Raw genomic sequence first — 17,792 nt, 5'->3', positions numbered from 1 at the left:
AGAAAATAAATTCCTTGGGGCAATCTCCGTTGTTTGGTATTTAAATTTATTTGAAACCTATTTCTTTAATGCCTTCATGGCTTATTTTAATAGCTTCTAAAGGTTTTAGTCCGTCAAAAGTCATGTCCTGTTCAACCATGTAATATTTCATGCCAGAAAGTTCTTTGTTGTCCAAGATATTTTCAAAACCGATAGATCCTTTGCCAACAGGGGCAAATCTTCCTTGCTCATCCATGTCTTTTACATGCCAAATTTTAAATCTTCCCGGATATTTGTTGAAGTAAGCAATTGGGTTGGCCTTAGCCTTGGTTACCCAATAAAGATCCATTTGAAAGTTCAATAATTTTGGGTCTACATTTTCCAATAGGTAGTCTATGGGTACAATACCATTTTCATTCTTATTAAATTCAAAATCATGATTATGGTATAATAATTTTAACCCTGCCTTATTTGCTTTTTCGCCTAAGGTGGTTAAAATTTCCGCCAGTTCTTCTACGGTACCGGTCATGCCCATAGTCATGTTCTCTTGGTTAAAGGTAAACATGCCCATTGGTGGAATAGGAACAACGAAATACTTAAAACCTGCGGCTTTGGCATCTGCCATCATTTGATCGGCATTGTCAAGGGTAACCGCGCTTTGGTGCGTACTGATCGGTTTCAGTTTTAAAGATTTTAATAAACCTTTAAAGTCAGATGGAGTCATACCATAATATTTTCCATCTTCATAACCTGCAGCTTCAATATTCTTGTATCCTGCATCTGATACCGCTTGTAATGTAGCTTTGGCGTCTTTGCCCATGTCATCTCTGACCGTGTAAAGCGCAAGACCTCCAAATTTCTTTTGGGCATAAGTGGTTACCGTGCCCAGCATAAAAATGGCAATTGCCATGCATTTAAATAAGTTGTTAGTTGAATTTTTCATTGTTGTTGTATAAAGTGTGAGTATTATTTTTATTGTTTAAAGCTGTATAGATAAGGTGCTTTGTGCGCCTTGCCTTCAAAAAGCTTCTCATGACGTTCTAAAATATCCAACGACAGCATTTTACGTTGAAAACTTGTACGTCTTAATTTTTGGTCTAGGATTGCCTCAAAAACCTGTTGTAATTGTTTCATGGTGAATTTTTGGGGCAATAGGTTGAGCCCTATCAATTTTTCGCTAATGTTATTACGAAGAACCTCTAATGCTTTATCCACGATTTCATTGTGGTCCATCATTAATTTTGGAACATCATCTATTGCGTACCAGCCAATACTGTCAGATAAATGATCTGGTTTTGGGTTTACCTCTTCATAATTGATCAGTGCGTAATGGCCAACGGTTAAAAAACGATTCATCATCCATTGGTTTTCGGGGGTATTTTTGTTGCTACCATCTAAAATGCGGCTCATGGCATAAGAATCTGCCCTGTCAACTTCACCAAATACCTGAAACTGATCTAGGTAAACATTGGTTAATCCGGTACGTTCTTTTACCCCTTGTTGTACGGCTTCTTTTAAACTTTGATTTTTTCTGATAAAGCCACCGGGTAGTGCAAAAAAACCAGTGTTATGATATTCAAGAATGAGTATTTTTAACGACTTACCATTAAAACCAAATATGACACAGTCATAAGAAAGGTTAGGAATGTAATTCGTATTATTTGCACCTTTCATGAGTGAATTTGATAAAATTTGAATAGTTATTTTTCAAATAAAGCACAAAATTGAACACTATCAAAGAATTATTGTCATAAAGTGAGACAATAAATAAATAATGCCGATTTTGAGTAGTTATAGGCTCAAAACCGGCATTCATTATATGTAATGTTATATTACTTTTCTTTGTAATACCAAACATTCATACTCTCCATAGCATCTCTTACCATACAATTATTGGTAAGGGTGCCCGCAAGAACAAACCCATGTTTGCTAAAGGTGATGTTTAAACCATATGAGGTAGCCCTAACCATGGTATAAAGGGTTTTGCATCCATAAATATTCATTTGCCCCTTAATATCCTGTACTAGGTAATAAGAAAGATTTTGACCTCTAAAATCTGGATGGGTTACAAAATCTACAATCTCCATATTCAGTTCGCTTTCATTAATGGCAAGTATGGCAGAAACCAGTAATTGACCATTTTGAAAGAGCCCATAGAACTCATGGTTCAAACTCTTTAATTTAGAGAAGTATTCCGCATTCTTAATTTGATGCGGGTGATATTTATACGCTTTCTGATGTAAATCTTCTAAATTTTTGAAATCCGAGTCCGTTAGTGACCTTATTTTCAGTTTACTAGGCATTTGAAGATGTGGATCTGTTTGAGGTTTATTAGCGGCTTCTGCAATGGTCTTTACCGAGCTAATGGTCTTTTTGGTCTTTTCATCATGGGCAAGACGTTCTTGCTTGGTGTATTCTGCAAGAAAATAGCCATCAACTGTACCACGATACAAACTTGGTATTTTAGCCTCCACTACAAACCCTTTTGATTTTAAAACCTTAACACCTTTTTCAGATGCTTTGCCAAGTATTTTTTCGTAGTTTTTCTTTTTGGCCAAATCTTTCATTTTAAGAAGTAAATGGTCTAGGTTGACATTTTCTGCTTCAGAAAAAAAGATTCGTTTGTGCATGTTGCCATGATAGACCAATGCACCGTCTATATTTTCAATTGTTTCGAACATTATTTCACTTTTAGGGGAACTAGAATGCTATTCACGAATTTGTCCGTTACCAAATATATAATATTTATTGGTTACCAATTGTTTAAGACCCAATGGACCACGGTGGTGCAATTTATCTGTACTAATCGCAAGTTCTGCACCAACACCCATTTGACCGCCATCTGTAAACCTCGTAGATGCGTTTTGGTATACTGCGGCACAATCTACTTCTTCCATAAACTGTAGTGCCGTATTTTTATTGGTGGTCATAATAGTGGCAGAGTGTCCGCCAGAATTATCGTTTATTTTTTCTACCGCTTCATCTAGAGATTCAACAGCACCTAAACAACATTTCATGGCTAGAAATTCTTCTTTCCAAATTGCTTCATCATGTATTTGTTGAGCATCTTTTAGAATATTGTTTACATCGGCATCAACCAATGTTTCCACACCATTTGCATTTAAAAGTTGGTAAATATCCGCTAATTTCTGCTCGTAATTTTCAATATTGGAATTGATCAATATTTTATCCAAAGCATTACATGCCGATATTTTTTCGGTTTTGGCGTTCATGATGACCTTAACGCTTTTTTCCCAATCTGCTTCTTTATCTACAAATAAAAAGTTATTTCCTCTTCCGCTAACCAACACGGCACATTTTGCATGTTCCTTTACAAAGTTAATGAGGCGTTCACCTCCTCTAGGTACAATGAGGTCAAGTTTTTCAGTAGGGTTTCTTAAGAACTCTTGCGTTTCTTCCCTGTTCATGGTCAATTGTTGAATGTAGTCTTTAGACAGTCCATTCTCCTCTAATGCCTTGTGCCATAGTTCAACAAGAATCGTATTACTGTAAAGCGCTTCTTTACCACCTTTTAGCAATATTTTGTTGTTGGCCTTAAAAGCAAGAACCGCTGCCTCAATTGTTACATCGGGCCTAGATTCATAGATGATCATGATTGTACCAAAAGGAGCTGTTTTGTTGGTAATATCTAATCCGTTATCCAAATTTTTGGTCGAAATGATTTTACCCACAGGATCTTCTTGAGACATCACCTCTTTAATAGATCCGATCATACCATCAATTTTGCCGTTGGTTACAATGAGTCTATCATACATAGCTTGATCTTCTTTGGTAAACAAATCAAGATCTTTCTTGTTGGCGTTGAGAATGCTACTTCGATTGGTATCCAAAAGTAACATCATACTATTTAAAACCTTATTTTTTATTTCTGTTGAAATTATCTTCATTATGCTTCTGCTTTTTCTTCAAGGGTAACTTTTGTACCCACATTTTTTCCTTCTATAATATCAATGATCGTCCGATCTTTTTTACCGTTGGCAATAAACGTAGGTATGTTTTTTGCGGCGGCTTGCTGAGCGTAATCTAATTTAGAACCCATGCCACCACGACCTTCACCGGCTTTTTTAGTGTTATCTTGAATAAATTCTTCTAGATTTTCTTCAGGATTAACATGTGCTATAAGGTCGCTGCTTTCTTCGTTAGGGTTACCGGTATAGAGTCCGTCAATATCCGTTAGAATAATCAGCTTGTCAGCATCTATCAGCTGAGCTATTAAACTTGCCAGTTCGTCATTATCGGAAAACATACTCATGGTGACAGATACGGCATCATCTTCGTTGGCGATCGGTATTACCCCTTCGGACAACAGACCTTCTACGCAATTGATCATGTTCTGTCTGTGTACACCAGGTGTAAAATCGCGTTTTGTAGGCAGTACCTGAGCACATTTCATACCATAATCATGAAAAATGTTATAGTATAATCGCATCATTCTAGGTTGGCCAATTGATGAATATACCTGTCTACGTTGCGTGTCGTTCTCTATAGATGACGTACCAAGCACCTCACGGCCTGCAATTACCGACCCTGATGATACCAATACGGTTAAAATATCACGTTCATATAATTCTGCAATCTGTTGTACCAAATTTCGTAATACCGGTCTCACTATACGATTGTCCTTATTGGTCATGACGTTAGTACCTACCTTAATTACTATTTTCTGTTTATACATTTACTTTTTCTTTTCCAAGTTCTACTGCACGTTCAAATGCTGCGAACGCTGCTTCTTTAATTAATTCACCAACATTGTTATTTTCCATAGAGTCTAAGGCTGCACGGGTAGTACCACCCTTACTTGCTACCTTGTCCATCCAAGAATTTGGCGATAGTTCATTTTGGTTAAAAAGTTCAATGGCTCCTGTAAAGGTCTGTGCTACCAGTACTTTAGAAACACTTGGGGTAAAGCCCATTTTTAAAGCGGCCTCCATCATACTTTGCATAAAGTAAAAAACATAGGCCGGTCCACTACCTGAAATACCCGTAGAGGCGTCAATAAAGTTTTCATCACTAACCAATATAGATTTACCTGTGGTGTCCAAAAGACTTTCAATAGTCAACAGCTCAATTCTGGTAACATCTTCAGAGGCTACAAAAGAGGTGAGGCCTTTACCGATCTGTGCCGGTAAATTAGGCATGGCACGAACTATTTTTGTGAGTCCCGTTAATTGTTTTATGGTATCTATGGTAACGCCCGCCATGATCGATATCATGATTTGGCCAGGTTTTACTAACGGATTCAGCTTTAAAAAAACACTTTCGGCATGGTACGGTTTAACGGCAATAAAAATGATATCTGCCTGTGGGGCACAATTTTTAAGGTCATCAAAAGCATCAAATTGAGGATTTTCTTTTAATTCCTCCAATTTTTCTTCAGAAGTGTCAAGCACCATTATATTCCTTTTCTTAAGTAATTTTGATTTGGACATGCCCTCAGCATACGTTAAGCCCATGTTACCTGCTCCTATTACTAATATCTTCATGAATTCTGTTTAATTTATTGGATAATATTTGTGTGATAATGTGATTATATAAATAGCATTTTTTCAATGGCATTATTTTTACGCCCTTGATAAATTTGTTTGTATGAGTGAATGGTTTTTATAGGTACTCCCATAAAATATTTGGTGATCGATGTCACTTTCGATTTCATAAGTCCGGTGCGTGTTCTGTATAATTCTTTGATATTACTTTCTCTTTTGATGTAGATTAATTTCATGTATTCTTTTTTAAAACAGTAACATAACATAAGCATCACCAACTACAAATTAGAGGTGTTAAGCTTATGTTATACTATTTTTAAGGGGTGTTAATAATAGTTTGTGTATAAGGTGATTAGCTAATTATGTAGCTTTGGTTTACAGGTAGGCTCTTAATACTTCTGTGTTAGAGGCTCGGCGTAAAGATTTAATACCCTTGTCTTTGATTTGGCGAACTCGTTCCCTGGTAACATCAAATACTTCGCCTATTTCAACCAAACTCATAGCAGGTTGGTTCCCTAGGCCAAAGAACAGGCGTAAAACATCGCCCTGTCTTTCTGGAATTTTTTGCAAAACTTGATTGATGTCTGTTTCCAACGACTCTGCCATAACATCTTTGTCCGGTCTTTCCAGGGATGTAGACTCTAATACGTTGTATAGGGATGAGGATTCACCTTCTTTAAAAGGAGCATCAAGTGAAATGGATTTTGCGGAGTTTTTCAAAGAGCTCTTAACTTTAGAAACGCTCATATCCAATTCTTTTGCAATTTCCGTAGCACTTGGAGGTCTTTCATTTTCTTGCTCCAAGGTTGAATACACCTGATAAATTTTAGAACTAACCGCTATTTTGTTTTGAGGTAAACGTATCATGCGTGAATTCTTGGAAAGTGCTTGTAAAATAGACTGGCGGATCCACCAAACCGCATATGAGATAAACTTAAATCCTCTAGTCTCGTCAAAACGTTTTGCAGCCTTTACCAAGCCTAAATTGCCTTCGTTAATAAGGTCTGTAAGGCGTAGGCCTCTATTTTGATATTGCTTGGCGGCAGATACTACGAACCTTAAATTGGCGCTCACTAGCTTGTCCAATGCTTTTTGATCACCCTCACGAATTTTTCGCGCCAGCTCTACTTCCTCGTCGGCAGTAATTAAATCTATCTTACTGATTTCTTGAAAATATTTTTCTAATGATTTGGCATCTCGGTTCGTAATTTGTTTTGTGATCTTTAATTGTCGCATAGAATAACTTTAGTTAAACAGTAACATAGTAAAATTCAGTTAAAATGCAAGAAATTGACTTGTTTTATGATTTTTTTGACTATTTTAAAGGGTTTTTTGCTTGTTTTTGAGTCAAAATTGCTGATTTTCTAACATTTTCAATTTTAAGGTTTTTTATAAAATGGAATGGAAAAGTCACATTGTTGCAATCACTCCTCAAGGTCTTAATAAAGAGCAATTCTATTTTATTGAGTTAAGACTTTCTTCAATAAATTATTTAATTTGTAATAGCTAGTTTAATTTAGCTAATCTTATAATGCTTTTACATAAAGAGTACAATAACCATAATTTTAGAAACTTCTATTTGCAAGCCTTATGAACAAAAAATTTCATTTTCTTGATGATGGTGGTGAAATGGGTAGGTTGATGCGAGAAAAAGATTGGTCACTAACACCTTTCGGACCTCCTGATGGCTGGCCGCAGAGTTTAAGAACAACCATAAACATTCTACTGAATTCACCCTTTCCTATGTTATTGTTTTGGGGAAAGACTTTAAAAAGTTTTTACAATGATGCCTATAGGCCAATTTTAGGTAACGATGGTAAACATCCAAGAATTTTAGGACTAAATGGAAAAGAGGCTTGGAATGAAGTTTGGGAAGAAGTTGAACCAATGTTAAAAGTTGTTACAGATAAGGGCGAATCTATTTGGAGAGAAAATTTGTTGATACCTATTTTTAGAAACGGTAGAATAGAAGACGTTTATTGGACATTTAGTTATAGCCCGGTAAAAGATGAAGAAGGTGATGTATCTGGGGTTTTGGTCATTGTAACAGATACAACAGAAACAGTACTTGCAGAAAGAAGATTAAAGGAGAGTGAAAGAAGGTTCAGGGAACTGGCAAATCTTTCGCCAGTATGGATTTGGGTAACTGATAAGGTAATAAATATACAATATGCCAACCGTGCGTTATTGGACTATGTTGGTATAGAAAAGGAAGAAGATTTTACGGGACAGGTTTGGGTAGATGTAGTTCACCCAGATGATTTGGATCTGATCTATGCCGGGTTTGGACATGCAGTAGAGAATAAAACCGAGTTTGCCTTGGAGTATAGGGTCAAAAGACATGCAACCGGTAAATATGAATGGTTCAAAGTGCTAGGAGTTCCAAAATATGAAAAGGAAGAGATGGTAGGTTTTGTGGGTACGGCCATGAGCATTGATAAGCAAAAATCATTTGCAGATGAGTTGAAATTGGAAGTGGAGAACCGTACCAAGGAATTGGCGGATAGCAATATTAAGTTAGAAGCCATGAACAAAGAACTGCAGTCCTTTGCCTATATTTCTAGTCATGATTTGCAAGAACCATTACGTAAGATTCAAATGTTTACGGAAATTTTACTCGATAAAGAATTTGATAAACTGTCTGATTCCGGTAAGACAAAATTCAAAAAAATACAGTCCGCAGCTTTTAGAATGCAATCTCTTATTAATGATCTATTATCCTACTCACGGGCAGATACTGAGCAACGGGTATTTGAAAAAATTGAACTGGAGAATCTGGTAGAAGACGTAAAAAGTGATTTAGGGGAAGAGCTTCAGAAAAAGAACGGAAAAATTACTTTACTGAATTCTTCAGAATTGGAGGTAGTGCCATTTCAATTTAGACAGTTGGTCTATAATTTATTGTCTAATTCATTGAAATATGTAAAGCATGACACTGCACCTATTATTACCATTGATACGGAAACTATAAGCAATGCACAGATTATTGATGATAATTTATTGGAAGGTAAGGAGTATGTGAAAATTACCATTACCGATAATGGTATTGGTTTTGAAGAGCATTTCTCTAAGAAAATATTCGAAGTCTTTCAGCGCTTGCATACCAAACAAGAATATGTGGGTACCGGTATTGGTTTGGCAATCGTTAAAAAGATTGTACAGAACCATTATGGGAACATCAGCGCATCTAGCGAATTAAACAAAGGTTCCGTTTTTACTGTAGTTATTCCTAAGCAGCAATAAACATATATTTTAGAATATTATTCAACTCCATAATATTTCATTTAGCGGTTATTCAAAATTTATTTTTTTGAGTTAAAGCATCAAGCTTTAAGGGTATTACAAGCCAAAATTGAAGTCTATTTTTGACTTATGAACACGACTTCTATTACAAAATCGGCAGGTATGGGTGCTATCATAGATGATGGTACTGTAACCTTTAGAGTATGGGCGCCTAATGCAGACAAAGTTTTTGTGGCAGGTAGCTTTAACAATTGGTCTAAAAGAGAACTTTCCCTTGAATTAGAGGAGAATGGTTATTGGTCAATGGTCACAGATATAGCATCACCTGGTGATGAATACAAATATTTTATTGAGTACAACGGCAACTTATTGTCAAGAAATGATCCCTATGCCTATGAGGTAACGAACAGTAATGGAAATTCTGTGATAAGGTCTTTAGATTTTCAATGGGAAGATACCGATTTTAAAATGCCAAGTTGGAATAAATTGGTGATTTATGAACTGCATGTTGGTACTTTTAACAGGGCGTCACCAGATGCCGTAGGTACTTTTGATGATGTTGTTGAAAAGTTGGATTATTTAAAAGGTTTGGGGATTAATTGTATAGAACTATTGCCTGTGTCTGAATTTGCAGGTGGAATATCTTGGGGGTACAATCCGGCTCATCCATTTGCTATTGAACAAGATTATGGTGGACCAGATGGTTTTGCTAAACTTGTGAATGAGGCGCATAAAAAAGGAATTGCGGTAATTATGGATGTAGTGTACAATCACTTTGGTCCTTCAGATGTAGATCTGTGGCAGTTTGATGGTTGGAGCGAAAATGATAAGGGTGGAATTTACTTTTACAATGACCACAGAAGCGATACACCATGGGGAGACACCAGACCAGATTATGGTAGAGAAGAAGTGCGCCAATATTTGCGAGATAATGCGTTGATGTGGATAGAGAAATACCATTGTGATGGGCTGCGAATGGACGCTACTTCTTACATACGTTATGAAGGTGGCGGATTGGGGTATGATACAGAAATAGAAGAAGGGAATATATTAATGCGTGACATTAATATGGAGATTAGGGAGAAATACCCTGACGTTTTGACCATAGCAGAAGATTTGAAAGGTGATAGTAGGGTGACGGATGCCGTAGAATATGGTGGGTTAATGTATGGCTCACAATGGGATATGAATTTTGTGCATCCGGTAAGGGAAGTTATTGAAGATACCCATGATGATGGTAGGGATTTGGAAAAAATCGTAGGAGCTCTAAGTTTTAAGTACAGTAACGATGCCTTTAGCCGCGTAGTTTATACAGAATCTCATGATGAGGTAGCCAATGGTAAGGCAAGGGTGCCAGAAGAAATTCAGCCAGGCGATGCAGAGAGCGATTTTGCCAAGAAAAGAGCCATATTGGGAATGGTATTAACGCTGACCGCACCTGGTATACCCATGCTTTTTCAAGGACAAGAGTTTATCGAGGATGAATATTTTAAAGACACCGAAGCCTTAGACTGGGGAAAATTTGAAAAACATGAAGGAATAGAAACTTTAATCAGTGATATTATTCATTTGAGAACTGGAGAAATGCCAGGAGGCAAAGGGCTAAGAAGCCAGCATATTGAGTTTCTTCATGTTAATAACGAAACCAAAATTTTAGCTTACAAACGTTTTGATGCCAATGACCCTACAGAACCGGTATTGGTTATTTTGAATTTCAGCAATCAAGAATATAAGGACTATGGTATTGGGTTAAATGAGAACCAACCATTTATGTTAAAAATCAATGCAGGGAGTGAAATCTATGATAATGCATTTTCTAATATGGAAGTTGCCGATGTAGAATTTGTAGATAAAGTCACAGACGCCAAACATTTCACTGGAAAAATGAATATACCTGCATATGGAGCATTAATTTATACAATGAAATAGCAAACATGTGTTTAATTAATTTCTTCTGACACTATAAACAATGTAGCTTAAATCTTACAAAATTAGTAATAATTTGCAATGGACTTAATAGTGGTCAATATTTATTGTATTTTGTTATATTAAGTTTTATATAAATAATACTTTTACAACTTAAACTGTTGCGAAATAATTACTGTTTTTAAATGGAATATAGTTTCATAGTCGACCCTGAAAAAATGGTTAGTGAAGTATTTCGTAAAACAATGGTTGCAGCGGGGATTGATTTTGAAATTTTGGAAGACGGTACTATTAAGCTACCTGAAGATTTAAGCAATGAAAAGCTTGAGTCAATTTCTAAAGAGCTTAAAGGTTTTGGAATAAAAATCCAAACAAAGGAGAATAGGGATATCGTTGAGGAAATCAAGATATACATTAAGAAAATGGTGTATGATGGGGATATTAGAAACGTAAAAATATCAGAATTACTTTCTAATCAGTTGGGTTTTAGTTATCCATATCTTTCAAACTTGTTTTCTAGTAAAACATTCACCTCAATTGAGAATTTTTATATCTTAGTGCGCATTGAAAAAGTGAAGGAGTTAGTGCTTTTAGAAAATGCAAGTTTGGGCGAAATTGCGCATGACTTGAATTTTAGTAGTGTACCTCATTTATCGAATCAGTTCAAAAAAGTAACGGGGTTGACAATTACCCAATACTTGAAGTTTAGAAAAAAGTAAGAAGAATGGTTCTTCTTTCAATACATGAAAAGTGAAATGGATAAATTAAAGATACTCCTTGTAGATGACGACGAAGACGACAGACAGTTTTTTGCTGATGCGTTAGAAGGAATAGAGCTTAATACAGATTTGCACCAATTGGAAAATGGAAAAAGCTGTATGGAGTTTTTGCTTAGTGATACGAAGAATACTCCAGATTTGGTGTTTTTAGATTTGAACATGCCTATAATGAATGGGTTTGAGTGTTTAGAAGCCATTAGAAATACACCACATCTTAAAGATTTGTTGGTGGCTATTTATTCTACCTCTTCTGCAGAAAGAGATATTGAGGAGACCTTTGAAAAAGGGGCAAACATTTACATAAAAAAACCTTCTAGTTTCAACGAGCTTAAAAAGTCATTGAAACAAGTGGTTAAAATGAATTGGGCATACCACCTAAATGATTTTAAGAAAGAGAATTTTTTATTGAAAATTTAAATTTTCAATAGGTCTTATAGGTAAAAGTTGTTTCATTAGGAGCAACTTTTTTTGTTTTAGCACTAGTCAAATCATAATATAAACGGTTACTTCGTAGTGTATTAACTTAAAATAAAAAATAGTAGGAGATAATGGTGAATAATATGGTAGGCAGTTTTTTTGAGGATATTGTTGACGGGTTCAACACTGCACTGCTATATATTGAACCAGAAACCGATGTAACTTCAAAAAGTTCAGCATATACTTTAAAGTATGCCAACCAAAAAGCCCTTGACTTTTTTGACAAAACAACCGAAGTAGTTACTGGCCTAAATTTTGGGGAACTTTCCAATGTTGATGGAATACTAACTCTTGCCGATAAGGTACTTACCACCAAAGAACCAAATACTACACATATATCTATTAAAAAAGATGACGGGGTTTTTAATTACCGTGTAGATGCAAAGTGCCTTAACAATGGACTTTTGATTACCCTTGCTGAGTTGGAACCAAGTTATATTACCGATGCTGAGTCTAAATTACCATTAGGTACTAAACAATCTAGAACGCATGAATTGGAAATTTCCAATCTATTTGGTGTTCGTGTTTTAGATAGTAATGATAGTATTATATGCTATTTAAAGCCTATTTTCAATGATAACGGTGAGGTTAAAGATTTTAGAATCGATTATTTAAATAATCGAATGGATGAAATTACCAATGAAGAAGCCGATAAAATAGTAGGGTTGAGTATTTTAGAATATTATCCAAAGAATTCAGAAAACGGAGTAATGGAAATATTGAAAACCTGCTATGCTACGGGAGAGAATAAAGAATATACCAGGGAGTTCATATTTAAGGAAGAATCATTTTGGTTAAGTACTAGAGCTGTCAAAATGAACGATGGTCTCATTTTATTTTCCAAAGATGTTACCAAAGAAAAGAAATATGAGAATGAACTTTTCATACAAAATAGATTATTGTCAGAGGCTGAACATGTGGCTAATATTGGTAGTTTTCGTTGGAATTTAGAGAAAGAACAGATTAAGTACTCGGATAATGTGTACCGGTTATTTGGCTATGAACCTAACGAGTTTGACAATCAGTTTGATCGTTTATTGACCTTTCTGCACCCTAATGATATAGAAAAGGTTAAGACAAGTTTTAAAGAGGCTAAAAGAAAAAAATCGAAGACAGATCAAGTGTTTCGGGTGTATACGAAGTCTAATAAACTTAAGTATATGAACACCATTGGCGAGTGTTACCAAAAAGAAGGTAATTGGTATATGGTAGGCGTTATAAGAGATGTTACCAATCAAATAGAGGAAGAATCCGTTTTACAGATTAAAAATGCAGAACTGAAGAGAACCAATGCTGATCTAGAAGCTTTTAATAGAGTGGCCAGTCATGATTTGCAAGAACCTTTGCGTAAAATACAAATGTTCGCTAGTCGTTTGCATGATGAAGAAGAAGGTCGTTTAAATAGTCGTTCGCAGGGATATTTGGATAAAATAAAATACTCATCTGATCGAATGCGAAATTTGATAAGTAATCTTCTCTCATATTCAAAAATTGATGAGGTTAATGAGCAGCCAAAAAGGGTAGATCTTAACGATGTTCTTAACAACGTACTTGAAGACCTTGGTGAACGTATAAATGAGTTGAATGCGGAAATTGTTACTCAAAATTTACCGGTGGTCAACGGCATTCAGTTTCAATTAGAACAGCTATTTGCCAATCTTATTGGTAATTCTTTAAAGTATATAAGGGAAGGGGTTCAACCTCAAATTAAGATTGTAAGCAGTGTTATTAATGGCAAAAATGATAGTTTAGAAACTTTGCTGCCTAATATCAATTATGTAAAATTACAGTTCATTGATAATGGTATAGGCTTTGAGAAAAAGTATCAAGAAAAAATATTCGAGATTTTTCAGAGACTACACGGAAAAACCGAATTTACCGGTACAGGTTTAGGGTTGTCTATTTGTAAAAAAATTGTTCAATCCCATAATGGTGTAATACATGCCGAAGGGGAAATCAATAAAGGTGCAGAATTTACTGTTTACTTACCTACCTTGTTATAGTTCATAATTCGCCTTTCTTAAAATTGTGTAACAGCTTCTAAAAATCATGTAACACATTTACACTTCTTTGGCTGCATCTTTGTAACAACAAGAAATGCAAGTCCCTATGAATAATCTTCAATATGCTAGAGTAGGTAACGTAAGACGAAAAAGTTCTTATGACCAAACGTCAAATGTAAAAGGTAGCACTCCTGATTCATCAAATGCTTTTGAGGCACAAGAGGCTGCGTTAAATAATAACCTTCAAAACAATTTATCATGCAAATAGTTCATAATCAATTAAGTTATTTCAACAATGTGTTAGGTGGAAGTATTTCTAGCTTTCAAGGCGATCGTATTCTTCAATACGATAATGATAAGGGAACAGGTAGAATACAAACAGTCTCATTAGGATCAGGTATATCTTATACTGAATATGACATGGATTTAAATCAAGATTTTAATTTTGATTTAAAGCTTGATGAAAACCGTAGTTTATATTTCGTTTACTGTTTAGAAGGTAATTTTAGATTTACAAAAGGTAGCGATTCTCAAAAAGTTGAGGCTCTGCAAACCGTTGTAGTAGGTGGATCTAACGATACAATAAATATTAAGTTGAGAGGAGCTTCAAAATCCAATTTATCTATTATTAAGGTTACTCAAGATGGTAGTGCAATAGATAATAATAACCATCAAGAACTTTATGATCAATTATTCGCAACTTTTCTAAATGAAGATGGAGAACCACATATAGGTACTTTTAATTTAAAGATTAAAGAACAATTATTGCAGATTAGAGCTATTACGCAGGTAGGCTTGGTAAGAAAGCTACTTATTGAAGGAATAGTGAATTTTACCCTTGCGTTAGAGATTTTACATTGTAAGCAAGATATGGAGAATGATGGGCAAGTATCTTCAATGTTGACCAAAAAAGAGCTTTTAAGAATAGAGGAAGCAGTTAATGCAATTAAGAGAAAGCCAGAGTACCCTTATACCGTTACAGATTTAAGTAAAGAATACGGTCTTTCGCCAACAAAACTTCAAGAAGGTTTTAAAGTGATGGAAGGTACCACGGTGACTAATTTTATCAGAAACGAACGTTTAATTTTAGCGGAAGAGCTAATTCAGACTTCTGATATGAATATTTCTGAAATAGTATATTCAATAGGATTTACCAGTAGAAGTTATTTTTCTAAAATATTTAGAAACAAATTTAATTGTACGCCAAAAGCTTACTTAATGAATATTAGAAACGTATCTCTTTCTGCATAAGAGGAACGATATAAAAATAAAAAAGCCAGCTCTATGAGCTGGCTTTTTTATTTTGGAAAAATCTGAAGTATTACGTGGTATCAAAAATCGAAATCTGGCTTTATAAAATAATTATTTGCCAGATAAGTGCTATCTAGGTATTACTGGTTTAGTGTAATAATTAATAAAAAAACTAATAATTAAATATAAAAGTGTTCAGATATAATTTAAAGGAGGAGGGTAATATGAATAGGGGAATTAGATAGAGATTACAAATTCCTTGTCGATAATATTGCCCTCAGTGTTTTTAACATATCGAAGGCATTTGTGTAAAAGTGTTTTTAATTGATTATAAGATGAGGGTTTCTGTAGGTATAATGAAGCCCCCATTTCCTCTAATCTGTCAATTTCTTTAGGATGGTAAGAGGTAGAGTAAATAATTACCGGTATATCAGTAAATTTTTCTAAATCTCTAATATCGGCCAAGCATTCAAAACCATCCATCATGGGCATTTTTAAATCTAAAAATATTACATCTGGCTGTGCTGCTGTATCAGATAGTAGTTCTGCCATTAAATCAACACCATTGTTAAATTCCGAAATCTTGGTTTGTATCGGTATTTCACGCAAAGCGTCAGAAAAGAATGTTCTGTCATCACTGTCATCATCTGCCAGGAAAACATTTAAAATTGGTTTGCTCATGTTCGGTAAATAATTTGTACTCTAAAATTATTTGGTTGAATATGCACTATATGTGCTGATAATTCAATTGCAAGTTAGCTTTTGGCTTTGTTGTGCAATAATGCGATTGATTTTAAAAATAACTCAATACCTAAAAGTTTATTGATCCTTTTGAGTCAAAAAAAATGAATCATCCTACTATGTAACCATTATTCTACATAGTTTATTATCGCCGTACCCCCTAAAGTGTTGTTTTTAATAGATTCTATAGTTCTCTTTAAAGCAAATGTTAGCGTTTTAAATGAATTAGGCTTATGGAGATATCTATTTGCACCATTTTGGAACAAATTTGAAATACGGTCAATATCGTACAGATTAGAAAATATAACTACCGGAATATCATCAAGGGCAGTACTCTTTCTAATTTCGGTCAAACTTTCCTCTCCATTCATTCGAGGCATAAAAAGATCCAGAAAAATAACATTTGGCTTTAGAGTTTTAGTTTGCAATTCATTTAGTAAATCTAACCCATTTGAGAACATGGTAATATTTATATTTTCTTGCAAACTAGCTATAGCATCTCTAAATATTTGTTGATCTTCCATATCATCTTCTGCCATATAAATATGGAACATTTCATCTTTGATCATTATGTATACAATTAATTATCCGCCAATTACTTCACCACCATTTATATGTAATACTTGTCCTGTCATATAGCTACTGTCTTCACTGGCTAAATACACATAGGCTGGAGCTACTTCGGCAGGTTGGCCAGGTCTACCCAACGGCACATCTTTACCAAATTTCTCTAGTTTTTCACCATCAAAAGTAGCTGGTATCAAAGGAGTCCAAATAGGTCCGGGGGCTACAGCATTTACACGAATTCCTTTCTCTGCAAGTGATTTTGACAAGCTTCTGGTAAATGAAACAATTGCTCCTTTTGTACTGGCATAATCTATTAAGTGCTCAGACCCTCTATATGCAGTAACAGATGTCGTATTGATAATGGTATCACCAGATTTTAAATGTTTCATGGCAGCCATGACAATATAAAAATAAGGGTAGATGTTGGTTTCAAAAGTGGTATGCAAATTCTCTATTTTGATATCCTCAATATGCTCGGTAGGGAATTGCATGGCCGCATTATTGATAACACAGTTTAAGGTTCCAAAATTAGAAATGGTCTTATCAATAGCATCTTTGCAAAACTGTACATTTTTAACGTCTCCTTTGATCAAAAGACACTCTCCACCTTCATTTTCAATTTCAATTTTAGTTTGTAGTGCATCTTTTTCCTCGTTTAGGTAAATGATGGCAATTTTTGCGCCCTCCCTTGCAAAATGTACCGCTACGCTTTTACCTATACCACTATCTCCACCTGTAAGCAGTGCAACTTTGTTTTTTAATTTATCACTGCCTGTGTAGCTTTCACGTATGGTAAGTGGCTCAGGATTCATTTTGAATTCATTACCAGGTTGTTTTGCCTGTTCTTGATTTTTATCTATCGTTATATTTTCCATGTTCTTAGTTTTAAATACGTATTAGGCTGCAAGTTTTCTACATTCTTTGGCACATGCCAAGCAAGATTCTGCGCACAATTGACAATGCTCATGGTCATGTTGTTGGCATTGTTCTGCGCACCATTCGCAAATTTCAGCGCAAAGCGCTGCTTGTTTTGAAGAAAAAGGACTATCTGCCATTAATATTTTAATGGTGCTAAGGCAAGTATCTACACACTGAATACAGCAATTTGGACACTCATTCATACTTTCTTTACCAGCCATGTTAACTATGCAGTTTTGGCAATCGATAAAGCATTTTTTACAGGCTTCTATGCAACTTTTATATGCTATTTTCATCTTGTTAGATTTTAATATGTTGTAATTTCTTACTTGAAATTAAAATTTGAGCACTTAATTGATTTGCTCTTTTAATTGGAAATTGTGCGGTATAGCATATGGATAAAT

19 protein-coding genes are annotated in these 17,792 nt (G+C 35.0%); 7 read left to right on the top strand and 12 right to left on the bottom strand.

Features of this window, described 5'->3' with window-relative positions; all coding sequences use genetic code 11:
* Window positions 1–46 precede the first annotated feature (46 nt).
* From YQ22_RS05355 to YQ22_RS05320, 8 genes are all read right to left on the bottom strand, one after another.
* Entirely contained in the window at window positions 47–889 is an 843-nt protein-coding gene (locus YQ22_RS05355) for a sugar phosphate isomerase/epimerase family protein (RefSeq protein WP_442914839.1), read from the bottom strand.
* A gap of 62 nt (window positions 890–951) precedes the next feature.
* A complete protein-coding gene (locus YQ22_RS05350; RefSeq protein WP_071340357.1) occupies window positions 952–1,653 on the bottom strand; it encodes an NUDIX hydrolase in 702 nt (233 codons plus the stop codon).
* 158 nt (window positions 1,654–1,811) lie between these two features.
* The gene (locus tag YQ22_RS05345; RefSeq protein ID WP_071340356.1) at window positions 1,812–2,660 is read right to left on the bottom strand and encodes a GNAT family N-acetyltransferase; all 849 of its coding nucleotides are present in this window, start codon (window positions 2,658–2,660) and stop codon (window positions 1,812–1,814) included.
* 27 nt (window positions 2,661–2,687) lie between these two features.
* A complete protein-coding gene (locus YQ22_RS05340; protein WP_071340355.1) occupies window positions 2,688–3,887 on the bottom strand; it encodes a glutamate-5-semialdehyde dehydrogenase in 1,200 nt (399 codons plus the stop codon).
* Window positions 3,887–4,675 (bottom strand): glutamate 5-kinase, encoded by a 789-nt coding sequence (proB, locus tag YQ22_RS05335; protein ID WP_071340354.1) that lies wholly within the window; start codon window positions 4,673–4,675, stop codon window positions 3,887–3,889. The genes YQ22_RS05340 and proB overlap by 1 nt, the downstream gene beginning before the upstream one ends.
* A complete protein-coding gene (gene proC, locus YQ22_RS05330; RefSeq protein WP_071340353.1) occupies window positions 4,668–5,483 on the bottom strand; it encodes a pyrroline-5-carboxylate reductase in 816 nt (271 codons plus the stop codon). The genes proB and proC overlap by 8 nt, the downstream gene beginning before the upstream one ends.
* 44 nt (window positions 5,484–5,527) lie before the next feature.
* Window positions 5,528–5,719, bottom strand: coding sequence for a hypothetical protein (locus tag YQ22_RS05325; RefSeq protein ID WP_071340352.1), 192 nt, complete (start codon window positions 5,717–5,719; stop codon window positions 5,528–5,530).
* Window positions 5,720–5,858: 139 nt separating this feature from the next.
* Window positions 5,859–6,719, bottom strand: a complete 861-nt coding sequence (locus tag YQ22_RS05320; protein ID WP_071340351.1) for a sigma-70 family RNA polymerase sigma factor — start codon at window positions 6,717–6,719, stop codon at window positions 5,859–5,861.
* Window positions 6,720–7,073: 354 nt separating this feature from the next.
* Between YQ22_RS05320 and YQ22_RS05315 the strand changes: the two genes are divergently transcribed.
* The 7 genes from YQ22_RS05315 to YQ22_RS05290 all read left to right on the top strand — a co-directional run bounded on the left by YQ22_RS05315 (window position 7,074) and on the right by YQ22_RS05290 (window position 15,162).
* Entirely contained in the window at window positions 7,074–8,726 is a 1,653-nt protein-coding gene (locus tag YQ22_RS05315; RefSeq protein ID WP_071340350.1) for a PAS domain-containing sensor histidine kinase, read from the top strand.
* A 129-nt stretch (window positions 8,727–8,855) separates the two neighbouring features.
* Window positions 8,856–10,655: an alpha-amylase family glycosyl hydrolase gene (locus YQ22_RS05310; RefSeq protein ID WP_071340349.1), complete on the top strand. Its 1,800-nt coding sequence runs from the start codon at window positions 8,856–8,858 to the stop codon at window positions 10,653–10,655.
* Window positions 10,656–10,837: 182 nt separating this feature from the next.
* A complete protein-coding gene (locus YQ22_RS05305) occupies window positions 10,838–11,371 on the top strand; it encodes a helix-turn-helix domain-containing protein (protein ID WP_058105162.1) in 534 nt (177 codons plus the stop codon).
* Between the two features lie 36 nt (window positions 11,372–11,407).
* Window positions 11,408–11,848: a response regulator gene (locus YQ22_RS05300; protein WP_071342509.1), complete on the top strand. Its 441-nt coding sequence runs from the start codon at window positions 11,408–11,410 to the stop codon at window positions 11,846–11,848.
* Window positions 11,849–11,979: 131 nt separating this feature from the next.
* Window positions 11,980–13,911 (top strand): PAS domain-containing sensor histidine kinase, encoded by a 1,932-nt coding sequence (locus tag YQ22_RS05295; protein WP_071340348.1) that lies wholly within the window; start codon window positions 11,980–11,982, stop codon window positions 13,909–13,911.
* A 106-nt stretch (window positions 13,912–14,017) separates the two neighbouring features.
* A complete protein-coding gene (locus YQ22_RS19065; protein WP_156894535.1) occupies window positions 14,018–14,179 on the top strand; it encodes a hypothetical protein in 162 nt (53 codons plus the stop codon).
* Window positions 14,170–15,162 carry a helix-turn-helix transcriptional regulator gene (locus YQ22_RS05290; protein WP_071340347.1) on the top strand — a complete coding sequence of 331 codons (993 nt, stop codon included), beginning with the start codon at window positions 14,170–14,172 and terminating at the stop codon, window positions 15,160–15,162. Before YQ22_RS19065 ends, YQ22_RS05290 begins: the two co-directional genes overlap by 10 nt.
* A 237-nt stretch (window positions 15,163–15,399) precedes the next feature.
* Here YQ22_RS05290 and YQ22_RS05285 read toward each other — a convergent pair whose 3' ends face one another.
* The 4 genes from YQ22_RS05285 to YQ22_RS18900 all read right to left on the bottom strand — a co-directional run bounded on the left by YQ22_RS05285 (window position 15,400) and on the right by YQ22_RS18900 (window position 17,609).
* Complete coding sequence (locus YQ22_RS05285) at window positions 15,400–15,843, bottom strand: response regulator (RefSeq protein WP_071340346.1); 444 nt, start codon at window positions 15,841–15,843, stop codon at window positions 15,400–15,402.
* 188 nt (window positions 15,844–16,031) lie between these two features.
* Complete coding sequence (locus tag YQ22_RS05280; RefSeq protein ID WP_071340345.1) at window positions 16,032–16,472, bottom strand: response regulator; 441 nt, start codon at window positions 16,470–16,472, stop codon at window positions 16,032–16,034.
* A gap of 15 nt (window positions 16,473–16,487) precedes the next feature.
* Window positions 16,488–17,345, bottom strand: coding sequence for an SDR family oxidoreductase (locus YQ22_RS05275; RefSeq protein ID WP_071340344.1), 858 nt, complete (start codon window positions 17,343–17,345; stop codon window positions 16,488–16,490).
* A gap of 21 nt (window positions 17,346–17,366) precedes the next feature.
* Window positions 17,367–17,609 (bottom strand): four-helix bundle copper-binding protein, encoded by a 243-nt coding sequence (locus YQ22_RS18900; protein WP_232231319.1) that lies wholly within the window; start codon window positions 17,607–17,609, stop codon window positions 17,367–17,369.
* Window positions 17,610–17,792 lie beyond the last annotated feature (183 nt).

It is taken from the genome of Maribacter sp. 1_2014MBL_MicDiv (genome assembly GCF_001865655.1).
GTDB lineage: Bacteria > Bacteroidota > Bacteroidia > Flavobacteriales > Flavobacteriaceae > Maribacter > Maribacter dokdonensis.
The sequence above is the reverse complement of the archived record's forward strand: the minus strand, read 5'-3'. Positions and strand labels throughout refer to the sequence as shown.